General features: G+C 60.9%; 16 protein-coding genes. 6 read left to right on the top strand and 10 right to left on the bottom strand.

What is annotated here, in order from left to right:
* Positions 1–7: 7 nt before the first annotated feature.
* The 3 genes from rsfS to KW849_RS13080 form a co-directional block, all read right to left on the bottom strand.
* Positions 8–502: a ribosome silencing factor gene (gene rsfS, locus KW849_RS13090; RefSeq protein WP_108216338.1), complete on the bottom strand. Its 495-nt coding sequence runs from the start codon at positions 500–502 to the stop codon at positions 8–10.
* 73 nt (positions 503–575) lie between these two features.
* Positions 576–1,265: a nicotinate-nucleotide adenylyltransferase gene (nadD, locus tag KW849_RS13085; RefSeq protein ID WP_218429771.1), complete on the bottom strand. Its 690-nt coding sequence runs from the start codon at positions 1,263–1,265 to the stop codon at positions 576–578.
* 1 nt (position 1,266) lies between these two features.
* Entirely contained in the window at positions 1,267–2,538 is a 1,272-nt protein-coding gene (locus KW849_RS13080; protein WP_218429770.1) for a glutamate-5-semialdehyde dehydrogenase, read from the bottom strand.
* 189 nt (positions 2,539–2,727) lie between these two features.
* On the opposite strand from KW849_RS13080, the gene KW849_RS13075 reads away from it, so the two are divergent.
* Both KW849_RS13075 and KW849_RS13070 read left to right on the top strand, forming a co-directional pair.
* Positions 2,728–3,426, top strand: coding sequence for a DNA-3-methyladenine glycosylase (locus KW849_RS13075; RefSeq protein WP_218429769.1), 699 nt, complete (start codon positions 2,728–2,730; stop codon positions 3,424–3,426).
* Positions 3,427–3,620: 194 nt separating this feature from the next.
* Complete coding sequence (locus tag KW849_RS13070) at positions 3,621–4,937, top strand: bifunctional DedA family/phosphatase PAP2 family protein (protein ID WP_218429768.1); 1,317 nt, start codon at positions 3,621–3,623, stop codon at positions 4,935–4,937.
* Between the two features lie 12 nt (positions 4,938–4,949).
* Here KW849_RS13070 and KW849_RS13065 read toward each other — a convergent pair whose 3' ends face one another.
* Genes KW849_RS13065 through KW849_RS13055 form a run of 3 tightly spaced genes read right to left on the bottom strand, consistent with a single transcriptional unit; the run spans position 4,950 to position 6,626 of the window.
* Complete coding sequence (locus KW849_RS13065; RefSeq protein ID WP_218429767.1) at positions 4,950–5,540, bottom strand: LON peptidase substrate-binding domain-containing protein; 591 nt, start codon at positions 5,538–5,540, stop codon at positions 4,950–4,952.
* 10 nt (positions 5,541–5,550) lie between these two features.
* Entirely contained in the window at positions 5,551–6,267 is a 717-nt protein-coding gene (locus KW849_RS13060) for an LrgB family protein (protein ID WP_218429766.1), read from the bottom strand.
* Entirely contained in the window at positions 6,264–6,626 is a 363-nt protein-coding gene (locus KW849_RS13055) for a CidA/LrgA family protein (protein WP_218429765.1), read from the bottom strand. The genes KW849_RS13060 and KW849_RS13055 overlap by 4 nt, the downstream gene beginning before the upstream one ends.
* Before the next feature lie 191 nt (positions 6,627–6,817).
* On the opposite strand from KW849_RS13055, the gene KW849_RS13050 reads away from it, so the two are divergent.
* From KW849_RS13050 to KW849_RS13040, 3 genes are all read left to right on the top strand, one after another.
* Positions 6,818–7,273 carry a MaoC family dehydratase gene (locus KW849_RS13050; protein WP_108216330.1) on the top strand — a complete coding sequence of 152 codons (456 nt, stop codon included), beginning with the start codon at positions 6,818–6,820 and terminating at the stop codon, positions 7,271–7,273.
* Between the two features lie 115 nt (positions 7,274–7,388).
* Complete coding sequence (locus KW849_RS13045) at positions 7,389–9,107, top strand: C13 family peptidase (protein ID WP_218429764.1); 1,719 nt, start codon at positions 7,389–7,391, stop codon at positions 9,105–9,107.
* Between the two features lie 27 nt (positions 9,108–9,134).
* Positions 9,135–9,776, top strand: coding sequence for an oxidoreductase (locus KW849_RS13040; protein WP_218429763.1), 642 nt, complete (start codon positions 9,135–9,137; stop codon positions 9,774–9,776).
* A 157-nt stretch (positions 9,777–9,933) separates the two neighbouring features.
* On the opposite strand, the gene KW849_RS13035 is transcribed toward KW849_RS13040, so the two are convergent.
* The 4 genes from KW849_RS13035 to KW849_RS13020 all read right to left on the bottom strand — a co-directional run bounded on the left by KW849_RS13035 (position 9,934) and on the right by KW849_RS13020 (position 14,324).
* The gene (locus KW849_RS13035) at positions 9,934–10,218 is read right to left on the bottom strand and encodes a YceK/YidQ family lipoprotein (RefSeq protein WP_108216327.1); all 285 of its coding nucleotides are present in this window, start codon (positions 10,216–10,218) and stop codon (positions 9,934–9,936) included.
* Positions 10,211–10,843 (bottom strand): flavin prenyltransferase UbiX, encoded by a 633-nt coding sequence (gene ubiX / locus KW849_RS13030; RefSeq protein ID WP_218429762.1) that lies wholly within the window; start codon positions 10,841–10,843, stop codon positions 10,211–10,213. The genes KW849_RS13035 and ubiX overlap by 8 nt, the downstream gene beginning before the upstream one ends.
* Complete coding sequence (gene mpl / locus KW849_RS13025; RefSeq protein WP_218429761.1) at positions 10,840–12,189, bottom strand: UDP-N-acetylmuramate:L-alanyl-gamma-D-glutamyl-meso-diaminopimelate ligase; 1,350 nt, start codon at positions 12,187–12,189, stop codon at positions 10,840–10,842. Before mpl ends, ubiX begins: the two co-directional genes overlap by 4 nt.
* 218 nt (positions 12,190–12,407) lie before the next feature.
* Entirely contained in the window at positions 12,408–14,324 is a 1,917-nt protein-coding gene (locus KW849_RS13020) for a sigma-54-dependent Fis family transcriptional regulator (protein WP_218429760.1), read from the bottom strand.
* A gap of 303 nt (positions 14,325–14,627) precedes the next feature.
* On the opposite strand from KW849_RS13020, the gene KW849_RS13015 reads away from it, so the two are divergent.
* Positions 14,628–16,148 (top strand): aldehyde dehydrogenase family protein, encoded by a 1,521-nt coding sequence (locus KW849_RS13015; RefSeq protein WP_218429759.1) that lies wholly within the window; start codon positions 14,628–14,630, stop codon positions 16,146–16,148.
* Positions 16,149–16,362 lie beyond the last annotated feature (214 nt).

Raw genomic sequence — 16,362 nt, 5'->3', positions numbered from 1 at the left:
CAGTCCCTTATTCCTGGTCTTTGTTGAGCTTGTTGAAGTGCTCGTGACCAACTTCAGGGCTGTGGTGTTTGCCATCGGCTGCACGGCTCTGCTCGGCACCTTTCCACAGGCGCTCCAGGTCGTAGAACTGGCGTGCGTTGGAAGTCATCATGTGGACGATCACGTCGTCCATGTCCAGCAGAACCCAGTCGCTGTCGCCCTTGCCTTCTTCACCCAGCGGCTTGATGCCCAGGGCTTTGACGGCCTCGCGGACCTTGTCCAGCATCGCGCCGATCTGGCGGTTGGACGTACCGGTGGCGATGATCATGTAGTCAGTGATGCTCTGCTTGTCGCGAACATCGATGACCAGCACGTCCTGGGCCTTGACGTCTTCCAGGGCGGCTACGGCGATCTTGACCAGTTCGTCGCCTTTAGGCGGCTCGGCAGCGAGTACCTTTTCCGGCAGCGGGGCACTCTTGAACGTGCCTTTGCGCTTAACTTTGCTTACGTCGTTGTTCGTCATATAAAACTCGTTTTGCTCGTATGTTCGGGCGCTTCAATACACGTTGTTGCTACGTGCCTTGAGGCACTCCTATTCAGTTCGACGCACGGTAGAGTCCGTGCGCATCGATGTAGGCCAGGACCGCGTCGGGCACCAGGAAACGTACCGACTTACCGCTGGCCAGCAGTTGACGGATCTGGGTGGCGGATACCGCGAGCGGTGTCTGCCAGACGAATGCAATCTGTCCGCTCGGCCCCTTGAGGGCCAGCGGGTCGCTCACCGAGCGCGCTGCCAGCAGGTTGCGCAAGGCATCCGGCGGTTCGCTGTCGGCATCCGGGCGTTGCAACACCAGGATATGGCAATGCTGGAGCAACTCTTCCCAGCGGTGCCAAGTGGGCAGGCCGCAAAAAGCGTCCCAACCCAAAAGCAGAAAAACCTGGTCATCTGCGGCCAGTTCGGCGCGCATCAGCTCCAGGGTATCAATGGTGTAGGACGGCTTGTCCCGCTGCAATTCGCGGGCGTCCACCACCAACGGCGCCACACCGGCCACCGCACACTCGACCATCGCCAGTCGGTCTTTGGCTGACACCTGCGGCGTATCCCGATGGGGCGGCCTGGCACTGGGTGTCAGTCGCAGCTCATCGAGCGCCAGTGTTTCGGCGACTTCCAGCGCACCGCGCAAATGGCCGATGTGCACCGGGTCGAACGTTCCGCCCAGCACGCCAATGCGGCGAGGGGCTGGCTCGCTGGCGGTGACCGGGGCTGACGGGTCTAAGTCGCCCAAGTCAGGCCGGCTCCTGTCCGCGCAACTGCCCGTCGCCGACCACGATGTACTTCTCGCAGGTCAGTCCTTCGAGGCCCACCGGGCCGCGGGCGTGCAGCTTATCAGTAGAAATGCCGATCTCGGCACCCAATCCGTATTCGAAGCCATCGGCGAAGCACGTCGGGGTATTGATCATCACCGACGAGGAGTCGACTTCAGCCACGAAACGCCGGGTGTCGCCCTGGTGTTCGCTGACAATCGAATCGGTGTGATGGGAACCGTAGTGGTTGATGTGCTCGATGGCCTGACCCAGTCCGTCGACTACACGGATCGACAGAATCGGCGCCAGGTACTCGGTGCTCCAGTCTTCTTCAGTGGCGACCACGGCATCGATGATTGCCCGGGTACGTTCACAACCGCGCAGTTCGACGCCTTTTTCGCGGAACTGTGCCGCCATCGCCGGCAGGAAATCCCTGGCGACGGTTTGATCCACCAGCAGCGTTTCCATGGCACCGCAGATGCCGTAACGGTAAGTCTTGGCGTTGAACGCAATGCGCTGGGCCTTGGCCAGGTCGGCGTGTTCACTCACGTAAACGTGGCAAATGCCATCCAGGTGCTTGATCACCGGTACGCGGGCGTCACGGCTGACGCGTTCGATCAGGCCACGGCCGCCGCGCGGCACGATGACATCGACGTATTCAGGCATGGTGATCAGCGCACCGACCGCTGCGCGATCGGTGGTTTCGACCACTTGCACCACGGCAGCCGGCAGACCGGCCTCGGCCAGGCCACGCTGGATGCAGGCGGCGATGGCACGATTGGAATGAATCGCCTCGGAACCGCCACGCAGGATGGTCGCGTTACCGGACTTCAAGCACAGACTCGCGGCATCGATGGTCACGTTCGGCCGCGACTCGTAGATGATTCCAATCACGCCCAATGGCACGCGCATCTTGCCAACCTGAATACCGGACGGGCGGAAGCTCATGTCACGGATCGCGCCAACCGGGTCTGGCAGGGCTGCCACCTGCCGCAGGCCGACGATCATGCCGTCGATACGCTCCGGGGTCAGTGCCAGGCGCTCAAGCAGGGCCGGCTCCAGACCATTGGCGCGACCGGCGGCCAAATCCAGCTCATTGGCCGCCGTCAGCTCGGCGCGGGCAGCATCCAGCGCATTGGCGGCGGCCTGCAGGGCGCGGTTTTTCTGCGCGGTGCTGGCGCGGCCGATCACGCGGGAAGCTTCGCGGGCAGCGCAACCCAGGCGGGTCATGTAGTCAAGAACGGACTCAGTCATGGTCTGGCGTGGTCTTTGATAAGGTCTTGGTAAAGAGTAAAGCGGCAGATTATAGCTGTCGCGTCCCGGGACTAACAGCGGTGACGGGCGGATGGTCGAAATGGAGGGCAATTTGCTGATGTTCAGCCGGGATTAAGCTGCAAATTGTTATCATCACGACTCAATCAGCCCTGATAAACGTCGTTCATCATGTCCAACCTGACTGTTCGAGCATCCGCTGCGAGCCTGCCCAAGGGCCTTCCGGACGCGTTTTTCGACCGCGATGCGCAAATTCTGGCTCGGGATTTACTGGGTAAAGTCATACGCCATCGGGTCGGCGACCTGTGGCTCAGCGCCCGGATCATCGAGACCGAAGCCTATTACTGCGCGGAAAAAGGCAGCCACGCGTCCCTCGGCTACACAGAAAAGCGTAAGGCTTTGTTTCTGGATGGCGGCCACATCTATATGTATTACGCCCGGGGCGGCGATTCCCTTAACTTCAGCGCCCAAGGGCCCGGTAACGCCGTGCTGATCAAGTCCGCCTACCCGTGGGTCGATGAATTGAGCGGGCCGGCCAGCCTGGCACAGATGCTATTGAACAATCCCGACGCCCAGGGCCACCCTCGCCCGTCACAAAAACTCTGCGCCGGGCAAACCCTGCTCTGCAAGGCACTGGGCCTGAAAGTGCCGGTGTGGGACGCCAAACGCTTTGACCATGACGTGCTGCTGGTGGAGCACGTCGGCCAGACGCCCGCCCACATCATCCAGACTACACGCCTGGGCATCCCCCACGGGCGCGATGAGCATCTGATGTACCGCTTCGTCGACGCTGCCTACGCGGCTTATTGCACGCGAAACCCGCTAAGACGGGGCCAGGTCGAAGATCGCGATTATTTTGTGCTGACCTGAGATTGACCCGGATTTTGAAACTGAAGGAAGCCCCTGTGGGAGCGGGCTTGCCCGCGAAAGCGGCGTGTCAGGCGACGTCAATGTTGACTGATAGGGCCTATTCGCGGGCAAGCCCGCTCCTACAGGGGTCGGCGGCGTATTCAAAGTTGCACTTATCTCCTGGAAGCAATTGAATATTTGATGGAGTGGTTTATATGGGCCAATGGCTCGATAGCGTAACCGGTTGGCTGACGGTCAACCCGCAATGGCTGGCGGCGGCAATATTTCTGGTGGCTTTTGTGGAATGCCTGGCGATTGCCGGGCTGATCGTCCCCGGAACGGTCTTGCTGTTCACCGTTGCGGTACTGGCCGGCAGCGGTGCATTGCCGCTGAGTGAAACCTTGCTGTTGGGTTTCTTCGCCGGTGTTCTGGGCGACGTGACTTCGTATTTCCTTGGACGACACTTCCATCAAAATATCCGGCGCCTGCCCGGTTTGCGCCATCACCCGGAATGGATTGCCGGAGCCGAGACCTATTTCCAGCGCTATGGCATCGCCAGCCTGCTGGTCGGGCGTTTTATCGGGCCATTGCGGCCGATGCTGCCCATGGTCGCCGGCATGTGCGACATGCCCTTCCCACGCTTCATCGCCGTCAGCCTGCTGGCCGGTGCGGGGTGGTCGGTGGCTTATTTGCTGCCTGGCTGGGCCACCGGCGCGGCGATTCGCTTGCCGTTGCCTGAAGGTTTCTGGGCTCAGGCCGGAATCGTTGCCGGCAGCATTGCGGTCATGGTGGGGTTGAGCGCCACCAGTAGCTTGCGCCAGCATCGCAGGGCTACAGGGTTAATCGCCGGCATGAGTTTTCTCATTCTGGCAGGGCTGTTCATCGGCTATCCGTACCTGAACGCCCTCGATCAAGGGCTGATGACCCTGGTGCAGGAACATCGCAGCCCGATGCTTGATGAGGTCGCGGTCGTCTTCACGCTGATTGGCGAATTCCGCAACATGCTGCTGCTCAGCGCACTGCTGACCGGATTGCTGCTGCTGATGCGTCAATGGCGCCCGGCGACCTTCGCCGCAACCACCCTGCTCTGCACGGCATTGTCGAACACCGCGACCAAACAGTTCTTTGCCCGCGTGCGCCCCGATGTGCTGAGCGATCCGCTGACCAGTTACAGCATGCCCAGTGGCCATGCGTCGGGCTCTTTTGCGCTGTTCCTGACCCTCGCCGTTCTGGCCGGCCGTGGACAACCGCCACGGATGCGCCTGACCTGGCTATTAGTGGGCTGCCTGCCAGCGATGGCTATTGCGCTGTCACGAGTGTACCTCGGCGCACATTGGCCGACGGATGTACTGGCCGGTGCGATGCTGGCAGCGTGCGTTTGTGCAGCGAGCCTGTGGCTGATCCAGCGCAAGGAACCGCTCAACGCCTTGCCACCCAAGGCCTGGTGGCTGGTATTGCCGGCGTTGCTGACATTGTTCGGCTTCTTCGTGTTGCAGCATTTGCCACATACGATGCTGCGGTATGCGTATTAGCAACAGCGCCCGTCAGGCAAACAACTCGCCCTGCAACTCATCCAGCAACGCCTGAATCGCATCCAGTCGTTGCTGCGGATCATCGAGTTGCAGCAGGTCGATCTTGTCCAGTTCAGCGAAGGGCAACAGGTATGCCAACTGATTGGCCAGTGACTGTTGCCCGGTCGCTTCAGTGCCCATGTTCAAGGCTTCAACCATCGGGTGTTCCGCCAGGGCCTTGAGCAATGCCACCAGGTCGGCGTCCTCGTCCTGCAGTGGCTGCTCCGGTTCGTCTTCCAGCCACTCGACCTCGGCGACGGTCAACTGATCGCGCTGGATTTCCGATCGTAATACATGGAAACGCCGTCCGCCTCGAACCCGAATTCCCAACAGGCCGTTGTCCTGTTGATTGAAATCGGTGATCAGCGCTTCGCAACCCACCAGCGCGTAGCCGGCCGGGGCGATCCCGACCTCTTCACCCTCGAGGATGCACACCACGCCGAAACCACCGCCCTGTTTCATACAGCGGCCGATCATGTCCAGGTAGCGCGCTTCGAAAATCTGCAGGTCGAGGATGCAGCCTGGAAACAGCACTGTGTTCAACGGAAAAAGCGGCAGATTCATAGACATTTCCTTACACCACCATCGACACCGCCAGCGGCAGGAGAACCGCCGTGGCCACACCCATCAGACTCATCGCCAGCGCCGCGAAGGCGCCACACTCTTCACTTTCCTGCATCGCCACCGCCGTGCCGACAGCGTGGGCCGTCATGCCCAGCGCCATCCCCCTGGCTTCCGGGCTGTGCACACCGAGCCGGGTCAACAGGGCCGGGCCGAAAATCGCCCCGATCACACCCGTAATCAAGACGAACACCGCTGCCAGCGCCGCGACACCACCGATCTGCTCAGCCACCAACATGGCAATCGGCGAGGTTACCGACTTCGGCGCCATGGTCATCAGGATCATGTGTTCGGCACCGAACCACCAGCCCAGCAGCACGCCCATGCCCGTAGCCACGACACCACCTATCACCAGCGTAGTAAATATCGGCCAGAACAACTGCCGAATCCGTCGCAGGTTGAGGTAAAGCGGCACCGCCAGCGCGACAGTGGCCGGGCCGAGCAGGATGCTCAGGATCTCGGTGCTCTTGCGGTACTCGACGTAGGTCAGACCGCAGCCCACCAGCACGCCAATCACCAGTAACATGGAGACCAGCACCGGTTGCAAAAAGATCCAACGGGTTTTCTCGAATGCCGCCAGGACGAGTTGATAGGCGCCAAGGGTAATGCCTATGCCGAACAATGGATGGTGAATCACCGACGTCCAGGCGCCGTGCCAGTCGAAGATCATTGACTGTCCTCGGAGTGAGCGTGACGCCTGACCATGCACTGCATCAGCACCCCGGCGAAGGCCATCGAAAGCAGCAGCGACAACACCAGCGCACCGACAATGGCCCAGAAGTCCGCCGCGATGTCAGCGGCATAGACCATCACGCCCACGGCCGGAGGCACCAGCAACAGCGGCAGGTAGCGCAACAGGCTGCTGGCCGCCAGGTTCAGTGGCTCGCCGACCTGTCCGCGACAGATGAGGTACACCAGCAACAGCAGCAACCCCACAATCGGCCCCGGCAGCACGGGCAAAAACAAATGATTGATCGCCGTGCCGAGCAATTGGAACAGCACCAGCCACGTCAGCCCTCGTAGCAACATTGTTGATCCCCCGAAAATCCGTCACCCGCATTGGCCGGGCATTATAAGCATGCCCGCGCTATAGATCGGCATTCGCCAAAAGCATGGTCGGTTGACCGGAGCGTTTGGCCATGTTGATCTAAAGTGGTAAGCCGGGAGTTAAATCCCCACAAGCCAAATCTATAAAACCGATGAACCCAAGGAGAGTCTCAATGCCCTATGTTCCAGTTGCAGAGCTCAAAGATTATGTCGGCAAGGAACTTGGACGTTCCGAATGGCTCACTATCGATCAGGAGCGCATCAACCTGTTCGCCGAAGCCACAGGGGATTTTCAGTTCATCCACGTCGACCCGGTCAAGGCCGCGCAAACGCCATTTGGCAGCACCATCGCTCACGGTTTTCTGTCGTTGTCGCTAATCCCGAAACTGATGGAAGACATCCTCGTCATGCCCGAAGGCTTGAAGATGGTGGTCAACTACGGCCTCGACAGCGTGCGCTTCATTCAGCCGGTCAAGGTCAATTCGAAAGTGCGCCTGAAGGTCGACCTGACCGAAGTCATCGAGAAAAAACCCGGCCAATGGCTGCTCAAGGCCACCACCACCCTGGAAATCGAAGGTTCGGACAAGCCGGCGTACATCGCTGAACCCCTGTCCCTGTGCTTCGTATAAACCTTCCTGGATGCGAAGCAGCTCATGCTGTTTCGCGCCTTCTAGCGGTACCTCACCCTATATTAAGGACACATAGCTGCGGCATACTCCGTCGCCTAATTGCCCGGAATCCGCTATGCGCCCACTTGCACTCCTTGCCTTGACCCTGATGCTCACCGCTTGCGGCGACGGCGAATCGCTTTTGGCCCCCGACGCCCGCCTGCCGGACGGCGGACGCTATCGCGGTGACCTGGTCAATGGCTTGCTGCAAGGCAAGGGGCGCATCGACTACCCGAACGGCAGCTGGTACGCCGGCGAATTCGACAAAGGCCAGTGGCATGGCCAGGGCGAATGGCACGGCAGCAACGGCGAGGTCTATCGCGGGCAGTTCAATCAGGGACTGTTCGACGGCCAGGGGGCGCTGACCACCAACGCCAGCAGTTACAGCGGCGGCTTCAAGGCCGGCCGACGCGACGGCGAAGGCACCCTCAAAGAAAACGGCATGAGCTATCGCGGAGAGTTCAAGGCCGATCAATACGCCGGCCTGGGTCGCCTCGAACTTGAAGACGGCAGCGCCTATCAGGGCCAGTTCGCCCACGGCAAACCCAATGGCGAAGGCCAGCGCAGTGACGGCAACGGCAATCAGTTCACCGGGCACTTCGTCGACGGCCAACTGGAAGGCAACGGCACGTTCAACAGTGCCGATGGCGACATCTATGTCGGCAGCTTCAAGAACAATCAACTGCACGGCAAAGGCCGCTACGAAAACGCCGACGGCGATGTCTGGCTGGGCCAGTTCAAGGAAGGCTCGCTGAACGGCAAGGGCGAGCTGATCGGCACTGACGGCAGCCACTACGTTGGCCAGTTCAATGACTGGCGCTTTTCCGGCCAGGGCCGACTGAACCTGTCTGACGGCAGTTTTTACACCGGTCAGTTCGACAACGACAGTTACCAGGGGCGCGGCACATTGGTGCTGACCGACGGCACCGTGCTCAGCGGCACCTGGATCAACGGCCAGCGCGTGCGCGACGCCGAGGGCAAATTATTGCCCGACACCCTGGAACTCGGCCTGCTGGCCCAGGGGCGCTTGCTCGAGGCAGCGCTGACCAACGTTCCACCCTCGACCCCGGCGGTGGAGCTTTATTCGTTGACCCTGGGTGGTGATGGCAAGCAAAGCGTGTTTCTGCGCGAATCCGACTACGTCGCCAATATGCTCACCAGCCGTTTCGGCGCTTTCGGCCAGATCCGCCTGGTGAACCATCGCGATCACCTCGCCGACCGCCCGATGGCGACTCGGGAAAACCTGCGCCGTGCCGCCCTGACGCTGGCCGAACGCAGCGGGCCGGAAGACCTGATTTTCATCTACCTGACCAGCCATGGCACCAGCGAACACGAGCTGGTGCTTGACCAGCCACGCATGGAGTTGGCCGACCTGCCAGCCGACGAAATGGCTGCTGTCCTCGCCCCATTGAAAAACCGCGACAAGATCATCGTGATTTCGGCCTGCTACTCCGGCGGATTCCTCCCCGCCCTAAAGGATGAAAGGACCTTGGTCATGACGGCCTCGCGGGCCGACCGGGTGTCCTTCGGTTGCTCGGAAGAAGCCAACTTCACCTACTTCGGCGATGCCCTGTTCACCCAGGCCCTGAACCAGACCGACGATCTGGAACAAGCCTTCAAACTGGCCAAGGCCACTGTCGCCGAACGTGAACTGGCGGACGGTTTCGAAGCCTCCGAACCACAGATCTGGGCACCGAAAACCGTCCTCTCGCACTGGCAACTACTACGCAAACAGCAGGCACGAAAAGCCCTGCAAAGTGCGTCCATCGAAAGCAAGGATGCAAACAGCAACTAAGCTGAACAGTATCAAGGGAGAAACACTATGTACTTGACGCCTCAGCACGTGCTGCTTGCCGGAGCCACCGGTTTGACGGGTGAACACCTGCTTGATCGCCTGCTTAACGAGCCAACGATTACCCGGGTATTGGCCCCCTCACGCCGGCCCCTGGCCAAGCACCCCCACCTTGAAAACCCGGTCGGCGACCCGGCGGAGTTTCTGCCGCAGTTGAACGGTCGTGTCGACATCGCCTACTGCTGCCTGGGCACCACCATCAAACAGGCGGGCTCGGAACAGGCGTTCCGTGCGGTGGACCTGGACATGGTCGTGGCCTTTGCCAAACGCGCACGGGAGATGGGCGCAAGGCATTTGATCGTGATCAGTGCTCTGGGAGCCGATCGCAGATCCTCGATTTTCTACAACCGGGTCAAAGGCGAGATGGAGTACGCACTGCGCGCGCAGGACTGGCCGCAGCTGACTATTTGCCGTCCTTCGCTGTTGCTGGGCGAACGCACCGAACCGCGACTGGGCGAGAAAGTCGCCGGCCCGTTGTCACGGCTGATCCCTGGCAAATACCATGGTATCGAGGCCTGCCAACTGGCCCGGGCAATGTGGCGCCTGGCGTTGGAAGAGCAGGACGGGGTCAGGATTGTCGAGTCGGATGAGTTGAGAAAGTTGGGCAAGTAAACCGCGGACCTGTGGCGAGGGGGCTTGCCCCCGTTCGACTGCGCAGCAGTCGTAAATATGGAACTCGCGGTGTATCGGAAAATGGAGATAGCCGGTTTTGGGGCCGCTGCGCAGCCCAACGGGGGCAAGCCCCCTCGCCACAAAAGCGCGTGCTCTCTTACAATCCACCCGTTGCCTGAAAACTCACCCCAATCACCGTGAGCAACGACAGCGGTAACAGCAGCGTGTCGAGCAACGCACTGGCCGGCAGGTCGACCCCGGGATAGCTCGGTGCTTCGGCGCCGAAACGGTCCTTGGCGCAGCACCCACCGTTCATCGCGTACAAATCCAGACGAGTCCCCGAGTACACCACCGGCGCCCCCGGCTTCGCCGCATCGAGCGTGCGCGCCGTAGCGCACCCGACCAATTGCAGCGCCAGTACCATCACCAGCAACTTATTCATCGCTGGTCAAATGATGCTCGCCCCAGCGCGGCAACATGTCCTGTGGAATATTCAACAGGTTGAGAATCCGTGCCACGACGAAATCGATCAGGTCGTCGATGGTTTGCGGCTGATGATAAAAGCCCGGTGATGCCGGCAGGATTGTCACGCCCATGTTCGACAATTTGAGCATGTGCTCAAGGTGAATGCTCGAATACGGCGCCTCACGAGGCACGAGAATCAGTTGGCGACGCTCTTTGAGCGTCACATCGGCGGCACGCTCGATCAGGTTGTTGCAGGCACCCGTGGCGATGGCCGACAAAGTGCCCGTCGAACACGGCACCACCACCATCGCCGCTGGTGCGCCAGAGCCCGAAGCCACTGGCGACATCCAGTCTTCCTTGCCGTACACCCGAATCTGCCCGGCGGCAGCACCCGTGTATTCGGTGAGGAACGCCTGCATCATCTGCGGTTTGTTCGGCAGCGTGACGTCAGTTTCAGTGCTCATCACCAACTGCGCGGCCTTGGAAATCAGGAAGTGCACTTCACGATCTTCCCGCACCAGGCAGTCGAGCAGACGCAAACCGTACTGGGCACCTGAAGCGCCGGTCATCGCCAGGGTGATGCGGTCCGGGCCGCTGTTCATTTGAGCGCCTCGGCCAGCTTGCCGTGCAGGCCGCCAAAGCCGCCATTGCTCATGATCACCACGTGGGTGCCCGGTTGCGCCTGGCTCTTCACGCGCTCGATGATGCCCTCAAGGGAATCGCTGACAATCGATGGCACAGTGCACAGCGCCGCAATACCCGCCAGGTCCCAGCCGAGGTTGGCTGGTGCATACCAGATCACCTGATCGGCATCGACCACGCTTTCCGGCAATCCGTCACGGTGCGCGCCGAGCTTCATGGAGTTGGAACGAGGCTCGATGATCGCAATCAGCGGTGCATCGCCGATGCGCTTGCGCAGGCCGTCGAGCGTGGTGGCAATGGCGGTCGGGTGGTGAGCGAAGTCGTCATAGATGGTGATGCCACGGACTTGCGCGACTTTCTCCATCCGGCGCTTCACGCTTTTGAAGGCGCTCAACGCGGCGATGCCCATGGACGGCACCACGCCGACGTGGCGTGCGGCAGCCAGGGTCGCCAAGGCGTTGGCGACGTTGTGCTGGCCAGTCATGTCCCACTCGACCACACCCTGTGCGACGCCATCGAACATCACTTCGAACTTCGAGCCATCTTCACTGAGCAGCTTGACCTGCCACTGACCGCCGGCACCGGTGGTTTGCACCGGCGTCCAGCAACCCATCTCGATAACGCGCAGCAAGGCAGGCTCAGTAGTCGGATGAATCACCAGGCCTTCGCTCGGGATGGTCCGCACCAAGTGATGGAACTGTCGCTCGATGGCTGGCAGATCCGGGAAGATGTCCGCGTGATCGAATTCGAGGTTGTTCAGGATTGCCGTGCGCGGACGGTAGTGCACGAACTTCGAGCGCTTGTCGAAGAACGCACTGTCGTACTCGTCGGCTTCGATGACGAAGAATGGCGTATCGCCCAGGCGCGCCGACACCGAGAAGTTTTGCGGCACACCGCCGATCAGGAAGCCCGGGGCCATGCCCGCGTGCTCCAATACCCAGGCCAGCATGCTGCTGGTGGTGGTCTTGCCGTGCGTACCGGCAACGGCCAGTACCCAACGACCTTGCAGCACGTGATCGGCCAGCCATTGCGGGCCGGAGACGTAAGGCAGGCCTTTGTTCAGCACGTACTCCACCGCCGGATTGCCCCGGGACATGGCGTTGCCGATCACCACCAGATCGGGGGCCGGATCGAGTTGCGCCGGGTCGTAGCCTTGGGTCAGTTCGATGCCCTGGGCCTCCAGCTGAGTGCTCATCGGCGGATAGACGTTGGCATCGGAGCCCGTCACGTGATGGCCCAGCTCTTTGGCCAGAACCGCCATTGACCCCATGAAAGTGCCGCAGATACCAAGAATATGAATGTGCATAGTCGACCTCGTAAAACTTGGTCGCAGATTAGCTTAGGGTAGGAAAAATCGCACTCTTTAGCTGCGCTGGATGCGTCATCTGTGGCGAGGGGGCTTGCCCCCGTTCGGCTGCGCAGCAGTCGTAATCCCGCGCACTCGGTGCATCCTTGAAATGGGGTCGGTTGGTTTCAGGGCTGCTTCGCAGCCCGACGGGGGCAAGCCCCCTCGCCACAAAAAACTTATCTGGCAATCCCGTGTTTACGCAGCTTCCTGTAAAGGGTATTGCGACTGACCCCCAACTGCTCCGCCGTATGCGTCATATGCCAGCGCGTCTGCTCCAGCGCCGCGAGCAACGCCAGCCGCTCGGCATCCTCCAGCGGATGCTCCGATGGTTCCTCGATTGCTTGCGCCACCACCGGCCGGGCCGAACGAATCATCGCGGGCAAATCTTCCAGACCGATCCGCCCGTCCTCACACAGTGCCGCCAACGTACGCAGCACATTACGCAACTGCCGCACGTTGCCCGGCCAAGCGAACCCCAATAAGGCCTCCCGCGCCGGTCCGTCAATCAACACCGTTTCTGCGCCCGCCTCTTCGGCCAGCAAAAAGTCGAGCAACCGGGATTTGTCGCTACGCTCGCGCAACGGCGGCAATGCGACTTCCAGCCCGTTGAGGCGGTAATACAAATCCTCACGGAAGCTGCCGTCCTCCACGCGATCCAGCAAGTTGCGGTGAGTGGCACTGATGATCCGCACATTCACCGCTTCCGGCTCGCCACCGATTGGCACCACTTGCCGGTCCTCCAGCACTCTCAGCAATCGCGTCTGCAGGGCCAGTGGCATGTCACCGATTTCATCGAGGAATAACGTCCCGCCATCAGCCTGTTGCAACTTGCCGCGCATGCCTTCCTTGCGCGCACCGGTGAAACTGCCGCCGCGATAACCGAACAGCTCACTTTCGATCAGGCTTTCGGGAATGGCCGCGCAGTTGAGGGCGACAAAGGCTTTGTCCGCCCGCTGGCTGGCGTGGTGCACCGCTTTGGCAAAGGCCTCCTTGCCAGACCCGGTTTCGCCATTGATCAGCAGCGGCACGTCGCGCTCGTACACACGCAGGGCCTTGCGAAAGTCCGCCTGCAACGCCGCGTCGTCCAGGCAAATGCCCGACAGGCGCGGTGCTTGTGCAACCTTGGCAGTTGGCACCAATGGAGTCGGCAGCGGCCGCCGTGCCTCACCGCGCAATACCGCGAACAGTTTGCGACCATCACGGGTGCGCAACGGCCAACTGGCGGCGGCATTGGTGCTCGCGCGCCCCAGCAACTCATCGAGCGAGCAATCGAAAAACGCCTCCACCGGTTTACCCAGCAAGCCGCCGCGAATGTGTCCCAGCAGGTTCAACGCACTCTGGTTCACCGCGCAAATGCGCCCTTCTCCGTCGAATGCCAGCAACCCTTCGCTGAACAAACCGACAGATTCGGCTTGCAAGTGAAAACGCAGCAACCATTGATTGTCGAAGCAGCGCAGGAAGTAGCAGCTCTCGATCATCTTCGCCGACAGATTGACCAGCGCCATGGTGTGGAACTGACTTTGCCGTGAGGCGTCACGCCGCGCCGACGACACGTCGAGCACCGCCAGCAGTTCGCCATGGGGATCGAAGACCGGGCTCGCCGAGCAGGTCAGGCCGGTGTGGCGGCCGCGGAAGTGTTCGTCCTGATGGATGGTCAGCGACTGACGCTCCACCAGACAGGTGCCGATGCCGTTGGTGCCTTCGCAGGCCTCGCTCCAGTCGGCGCCGAGCCAGAGCCCGGCACGCTCGAAAATCTGCCGTTCGGCGGGCGCGGTGACGCAATTGAGGATCACGCCGCGGGCGTCGGTCAGCAGCACTGCATGACCGGCACCGGAGAGCTGCTGGTGCAGGCTGGTCATTTCATTGCCGGCAATGTGCAGCACTTGCTGCAAGCGTTCGCGGCTTTCGAGGACGCGACCATGTTCCAGCACCGTCGGCGCGATGCTCAGCGCCGGATCGAGGTGATAGTCCTCAAGGCAACGCAGCCAGGAACGGGCGATGGACGGATCGCTGCCAGGACCGTGCAGGTGGGACTTGCCCTGAGTCACGGTCAATACTTGCTGGGCATGGCGACTCAGATGGTTGTCGTGCATTTCTTATTATTCTCCCCGAAAGGTCCTACAGGGTGTATCAGTAGTGGTCGCCCGAGCATCCTCCAGCCCGGCCTGCATTGCAATGCTTGCAAGACTACCCAGTCACAGGTTGTGCCAGAATCGGTACAAAGTGTCACGCCGGCTGTACCGCAAGCGTCACAAGCATGCTCCATCCGTCCGACAAAAAATGCGCAAGGCCTTGATTTGTCTGAGCTGCAGCGCACTGGCCCGCCCCTTGCTCTACGCTTAAAGCAAGCGCACATGCGCGACTCCCTATAAGCACAAAAGCAAGGAGAAACCACTATGCGTTACGCTCACCCCGGTACTGAAGGCGCTATCGTTTCGTTCAAAGCCAAATACGGTAACTACATCGGCGGCGAGTTCGTCGCGCCTGTCAAAGGTCAGTACTTCACCAATACCTCGCCAGTGAATGGCCAACCGATTGCCGAATTCCCCCGTTCCACGGCCGAAGACATCGACAAGGCCCTGGACGCGGCCCACGCCGCTGCCGACGCATGGGGTGCCACCTCTGCGCAAGCCCGTTCGCTGGTGCTGCTGAAAATCGCCGACCGCATCGAGCAGAATCTGGAAACCCTGGCAATCACCGAGTCCTGGGACAACGGCAAAGCCGTGCGCGAAACCCTCAACGCCGACATCCCGCTGGCCGCTGACCACTTCCGCTACTTCGCCGGTTGCCTGCGCGCCCAGGAAGGCAGCGCTGCCGAAATTGACGGCAACACCGTGGCCTATCACATCCATGAACCGTTGGGTGTGGTCGGGCAGATCATCCCTTGGAACTTCCCGATCCTGATGGCCGCCTGGAAACTTGCTCCAGCGCTAGCTGCCGGTAACTGCGTGGTGCTCAAGCCTGCCGAGCAAACGCCACTGGGCATTACCGTGCTGATGGAGCTGATCGGCGACCTGCTGCCACCGGGCGTGCTGAACATTGTGCAAGGCTTCGGCAAAGAAGCCGGCGAAGCGCTGGCCACCAGCAAGCGCATTGCCAAGATTGCCTTCACCGGCTCGACCCCGGTCGGCTCGCACATCATGAAATGCGCGGCGGAAAACATCATTCCGTCCACCGTGGAGCTGGGCGGCAAGTCGCCGAACATCTTCTTCGAAGACATCATGCAGGCCGAACCGTCCTTCATCGAGAAAGCCGCCGAAGGCCTGGTGCTGGCCTTCTTCAACCAGGGCGAAGTCTGCACCTGCCCTTCCCGAGCGCTGGTGCAAGAGTCGATCTACGACGAATTCATGCAAGTGGTGATGAAGAAGGTCCTGCAAATCAAACGTGGCGACCCGCTGGACACCGAGACCATGGTCGGCGCCCAGGCGTCCGAGCAGCAATTCGACAAAATCCTTTCGTACCTGGAAATCGCCAAGGGCGAAGGCGCCGAGTTGCTGACCGGCGGCAAGGTGGAAAAACTCGAGGGCAACCTGGCGAGCGGGTACTACATCCAGCCGACGCTGCTCAAGGGCACCAACAAAATGCGTGTGTTCCAGGAGGAAATCTTCGGCCCGGTGGTGAGCATCACCACCTTCAAGGACGAAGCCGAAGCCCTGGCCATCGCCAACGACACCGAGTTCGGCTTGGGTGCCGGCCTCTGGACCCGCGACATCAACCGCGCCTACCGCATGGGCCGTGCCATCAAGGCCGGTCGTGTGTGGACCAACTGCTACCACCTGTACCCGGCGCACGCCGCGTTCGGTGGCTACAAGAAGTCCGGCGTCGGCCGTGAAACCCACAAGATGATGCTCGACCACTACCAACAGACCAAAAACCTGCTGGTGAGCTACGACATCAATCCGCTGGGCTTCTTCTAAAAACCGGGAGGTAGGAGCTGCCGCAGGCTACGATCTTTTGATCTTTGCTTGTCGGTAGCTCCCATCACCCGATTGAAACGAGATCGCAGGCTTCGCCAGCTCCTACAGAAGCAGACTCGTCTGCAATGACATCCTAAATGACAACTCAAAAGGCCTGGCCGCTCTGGCACGGGCCTTGCCTACCCGTTATTCAGGATTTGCACCCAAACCGTCG

Source organism: Pseudomonas sp. PDM26 (genome assembly GCF_019219185.1).
Lineage (GTDB): Bacteria > Pseudomonadota > Gammaproteobacteria > Pseudomonadales > Pseudomonadaceae > Aquipseudomonas.
Note: the sequence above shows the minus strand (reverse complement) of the source record. Positions and strands in the feature narration are given on the sequence as shown.

What these genes read in the sequence shown, in the direction of transcription:
- KW849_RS13015 (WP_218429759.1), top strand. Translation starts at nt 14,628, where the DNA reads ATGCGTTACGCTCACCCCGGTACTGAAGGCGCTATCGTTTCGTTCAAA.
- ubiX (WP_218429762.1), bottom strand. Translation starts at nt 10,843, where the DNA reads ATGAACAGCGGCCCGGACCGCATCACCCTGGCGATGACCGGCGCTTCA.
- KW849_RS13060 (WP_218429766.1), bottom strand. Translation starts at nt 6,267, where the DNA reads ATGATCTTCGACTGGCACGGCGCCTGGACGTCGGTGATTCACCATCCA.
- KW849_RS13070 (WP_218429768.1), top strand. Translation starts at nt 3,621, where the DNA reads ATGGGCCAATGGCTCGATAGCGTAACCGGTTGGCTGACGGTCAACCCG.
- KW849_RS13040 (WP_218429763.1), top strand. Translation starts at nt 9,135, where the DNA reads ATGTACTTGACGCCTCAGCACGTGCTGCTTGCCGGAGCCACCGGTTTG.
- KW849_RS13055 (WP_218429765.1), bottom strand. Translation starts at nt 6,626, where the DNA reads ATGTTGCTACGAGGGCTGACGTGGCTGGTGCTGTTCCAATTGCTCGGC.
- KW849_RS13045 (WP_218429764.1), top strand. Translation starts at nt 7,389, where the DNA reads ATGCGCCCACTTGCACTCCTTGCCTTGACCCTGATGCTCACCGCTTGC.
- KW849_RS13075 (WP_218429769.1), top strand. Translation starts at nt 2,728, where the DNA reads ATGTCCAACCTGACTGTTCGAGCATCCGCTGCGAGCCTGCCCAAGGGC.
- KW849_RS13080 (WP_218429770.1), bottom strand. Translation starts at nt 2,538, where the DNA reads ATGACTGAGTCCGTTCTTGACTACATGACCCGCCTGGGTTGCGCTGCC.
- KW849_RS13035 (WP_108216327.1), bottom strand. Translation starts at nt 10,218, where the DNA reads ATGAATAAGTTGCTGGTGATGGTACTGGCGCTGCAATTGGTCGGGTGC.
- rsfS (WP_108216338.1), bottom strand. Translation starts at nt 502, where the DNA reads ATGACGAACAACGACGTAAGCAAAGTTAAGCGCAAAGGCACGTTCAAG.
- KW849_RS13050 (WP_108216330.1), top strand. Translation starts at nt 6,818, where the DNA reads ATGCCCTATGTTCCAGTTGCAGAGCTCAAAGATTATGTCGGCAAGGAA.
- KW849_RS13065 (WP_218429767.1), bottom strand. Translation starts at nt 5,540, where the DNA reads ATGAATCTGCCGCTTTTTCCGTTGAACACAGTGCTGTTTCCAGGCTGC.
- mpl (WP_218429761.1), bottom strand. Translation starts at nt 12,189, where the DNA reads ATGCACATTCATATTCTTGGTATCTGCGGCACTTTCATGGGGTCAATG.
- KW849_RS13020 (WP_218429760.1), bottom strand. Translation starts at nt 14,324, where the DNA reads ATGCACGACAACCATCTGAGTCGCCATGCCCAGCAAGTATTGACCGTG.